The 3464-nt window shown below is 54.8% G+C and carries 3 protein-coding genes; 1 reads left to right on the top strand and 2 read right to left on the bottom strand.

All coding sequences use genetic code 11. From position 1 onward, the window contains the following. Positions 1 to 115: 115 nt before the first annotated feature. Both NHH03_RS26745 and NHH03_RS26750 read right to left on the bottom strand, forming a co-directional pair. Positions 116 to 601 carry a TIGR03067 domain-containing protein gene (locus NHH03_RS26745; RefSeq protein WP_253161421.1) on the bottom strand — a complete coding sequence of 162 codons (486 nt, stop codon included), beginning with the start codon at positions 599 to 601 and terminating at the stop codon, positions 116 to 118. 136 nt (positions 602 to 737) lie between these two features. Next, positions 738 to 1064: a DUF6959 family protein gene (locus NHH03_RS26750; protein WP_253161422.1), complete on the bottom strand. Its 327-nt coding sequence runs from the start codon at positions 1062 to 1064 to the stop codon at positions 738 to 740. Between the two features lie 568 nt (positions 1065 to 1632). On the opposite strand from NHH03_RS26750, the gene NHH03_RS26755 reads away from it, so the two are divergent. After that, positions 1633 to 3132, top strand: coding sequence for an integron integrase (locus tag NHH03_RS26755; protein WP_253161423.1), 1500 nt, complete (start codon positions 1633 to 1635; stop codon positions 3130 to 3132). Positions 3133 to 3464 lie beyond the last annotated feature (332 nt).

A 3464-nucleotide genomic window follows, 5' to 3' on the forward strand; every position in this document is an offset into this window, starting at 1 on the left:
GAGTCTCATCCTCGTAACGATACGCATCAGCCGGGACGGGAAAACGACCTGCAAGCAGACGAAAAAACGGACCACCCGTCCTCGGTTGCATGCGTTGGTTATCCGCTGACTTGGATCAAGGCTGGTCACCGGCTTCGTCCGGTTCATTTTCCACCCGATTGGCGACGTAGCAACCGTTCCTCGTGCCCTCTGTACTAAACGCAACTGGCCGGCCGTTCGCCCTACCCATGCAAATATGCAGCTTCCCGTCTTCGATCTTATAGATCGTTTGCATCATCCGCGAACCGTCTTTCGTTTTGACGGTGACATCGAGATGCTTGGGCGAATGCGAATCGTCGATCGTATACTTGCGTTTCGTTGGCGGCTTGCCTGCAATGCCGGCTGGAGTGGTATTGCCGGGCCATGTCGTCCAGGTTTCGCCATCGAACTTGAACTGCATTCCGCGAAAGCTAATACCTGAGTCCATTTTCCCACTACCCTCCAGAGCGACAACCTGCCAGCGACCAATGATGGGATGGGCCTGAGCAGGTTCGTCTGCGAAGGAGCGTGAACCGTCCAATTCAAAAAGGCACATAAACAACAATACGACGTAGAGTTTCATCTTCGGATTTTTCTTAAATCGGATAACGGTACGGATCACGCGGTCGCCGCGATTGATCCTCTACTTCAAAAACCACGACTCGGCGACTCGTCGTGCATCCGCTGGTTCCCCGTTTCGTGACTATATAACCAACTGTCTACTCATTGCGATGGTCTCGATCGAAATTGACGCGATCTTCCTCGGAGAGCGGACGAACATGCGGATATTCAACACCATGCGCATCGAGAACTGCTTGGTAGTGCAGCAATCGATTGATCAATGAATTGGCCAATTCCTGAATTGCATGTTGCGAATCCCTTGGAACACCAGCCAATTTCATCTGATCAGCAATTTGGATTGCATTGCGACATAGATTGGCAAGGGTGTCACCTTGAATTACCGAACCGGGATAGTTTCTCCCTGGCGGTTTGATGACAGCAAAATTCGAGTCTTCGGCAAATACTTCGAGTGGTTCAACACGCATTCGCGATCGACCAATTTTGTAGTAAGTATGAAGTTGGTACTTGCAATCGGGGAACTTATTTATTGGCGGTCGGGCGGGTGAGAATAGGGTGCCGAGACGTGTTCTCACTGATTGCACCTTCGGTTGGCCGGGTGGTTGCCCGGTTGGGGTGACCTATTCTCACCGGTCGCGTGACCTATTCTCACTGATCAGTGAGATTGTCGCGGAACGTATTCTCACTGATTGCCTGTGGGCAGTCAAGTTTTTGCTTGCAACGGCTGGGGGTGGTGCCGCGCGACGCGTAGTTACCAGGGTGTGGATGTTGTTGATCGCGAGTGAATGGGAAGGCTTGAACCGACTGACCCGGACTTACTTGATCGGATCACGTTGAGCGGACGAGACCGCATGTTTCTCCCCATGTGGGGTAGACACCTGCCGGGTGGTTCACCACAATCATTGTAGCGGGAAACGCGATTCCCGTGATCCGCCGGGAATGCGGATACGAACAGCGAAGGGCTCCGCTCAGTTTTACCACGAACGGTCACTGCCACTCTGATGCATGAGGTGGCTGTGATGGGGAGGGCTGGAGATGGATTATTTTGAGCGTTCAAATCGCCGCGATCGGGAAACCAAATGGGCGCACATTTGGTTTAAACAATTCGCTCTCTTTCATCAGCGACCGGCTGATCCGCAGTGGCAATTCACTGTCGACGATGTCGTCGCGTTCTGCCGGCACAAGCGTGACAATGGGATGCCGGCCTGGAAGCGACAGAGCATGGTCGAAGGGCTGATCAATTATCGCCAAATCAAGCAACATACCGGCGCTGATGACTTGCAACCGATCCGCCGAAAACTTGGTGAGATCGCTGCCTGGGAGCGGGCCAAATCTGACGGCGTGGAGGACATCGAAGAGGTGGTTGGCAAGATCAATCCACGTGAGCCGGATGTGATCCAAGAGCTTCGTCGCAAGCTGCGTGTGCTGGGCAAGCAATATTCGACCGAGCGTGCCTATGTCAGCAAGGTCAAAGCGTTCATGAGTGCGCGCGGGCTGACTTCGCTGGCCGATTTCGCAGGCATCGATGGTGGTGATGTTGAATCACACTTGACGGATTTGGCGGTCGACGGCAACGTTGCGCCGTCGACGCAAAACCAAGCGTTTCATGCGCTGCTGTTTCTGTTTGAACATGTGCTGAACCGGGACATCGGTCGGATCCAGGCGATCCGTGCGAGTAAGGGTAAGCAGATTCCAACGGTGATGAGTCCTGCGGAGGTCGAGTCTATCTTTGCGGGACTTCGTGGCGTCTATCTGGTGATCGCCAAGTTGCTATATGGATGTGGGATGCGGATCAGCGAGGCATTGCGATTGCGTGTGAAGGACATCGATTTTGACAATTTGTTGATCGAGATCCATCAGTCCAAGGGTTGCAAGAGCCGGATCGTTCCACTGCCGAAGGATTTGGTCGAACCGCTTCGTCGGGTGTTGAGGTCACGCCGGGTGCTGCATGACCAGGATGTCGATGACGGGGTGGCATCGGTATGGTTGCCACATGCATTGGCCAAGAAGTATCCGTCGGCGGCGGGCGAGTGGCGATGGCAATTCGTATTTGCGTCACACAAGCTGTCGCGTGATCCGCGCACCCGGGCGATTCATCGACACCATTTGCATCGTGACACCTTTCCCACACATCTTCGAAATGCGGTGGAGAAGGCAGCGGTTCACAAGGCCGTCACGTCGCACACGTTTCGACATTCGTTTGCAACACATCTGTTACACCGTGGCACCGACATTCGTACGATTCAGGAATTACTGGGTCATCGAGACGTGGCGACCACGATGATTTACACGCACGTTGTCAATCGTGAAGACATCACGGTGGTCAGCCCGCTGGATCGCTTGGTCCAACGATCAGAGCCGACGGCGACACCGGAAGCGACGATAAAAACAACAGTGGAGGCCAGCGAGCCCAAAGACACTGCGCCGGCCGTGGTGGACAAGGCGCGTGAGTGTGCGTCGCAAGGACGCGTTGGGTTTTGGAAACAAGTTCGGCGGATGCTGCGTGGTCGGATCACGGCCGGCGGGTCTGCGTGAAAGACGCTGCGTGAAACCATGTGCCGCCCTCTGAGGCTGGCGAAATCGCTGGCTTCAAGACGGACGCGTCGGGTTGCCGTTTGTGGGCAATCACCAGACCCCTCTGCCCCGTTAAACGTGGCGTAAGGTTCCAGCTTGCCATCACCACACCGGGTGAATCGCAAGCTGGAAGCTTACGCCACGAATTTGTTCACCCGGGGGTCAGCCGGTTGACGGGATCCCTCGCTGACGCGTTTTGAAGTTGCGCTTTTATGGTAACCCGACGCGTGAGCTTTGAAGTTGCGCTTATGCAATTCACTCTCCCGATTGGAGGTCGTGCAGCTTCGCTCACG

This window comes from Stieleria tagensis (assembly GCF_024129865.1).
Lineage (GTDB): Bacteria > Planctomycetota > Planctomycetia > Pirellulales > Pirellulaceae > Stieleria > Stieleria tagensis.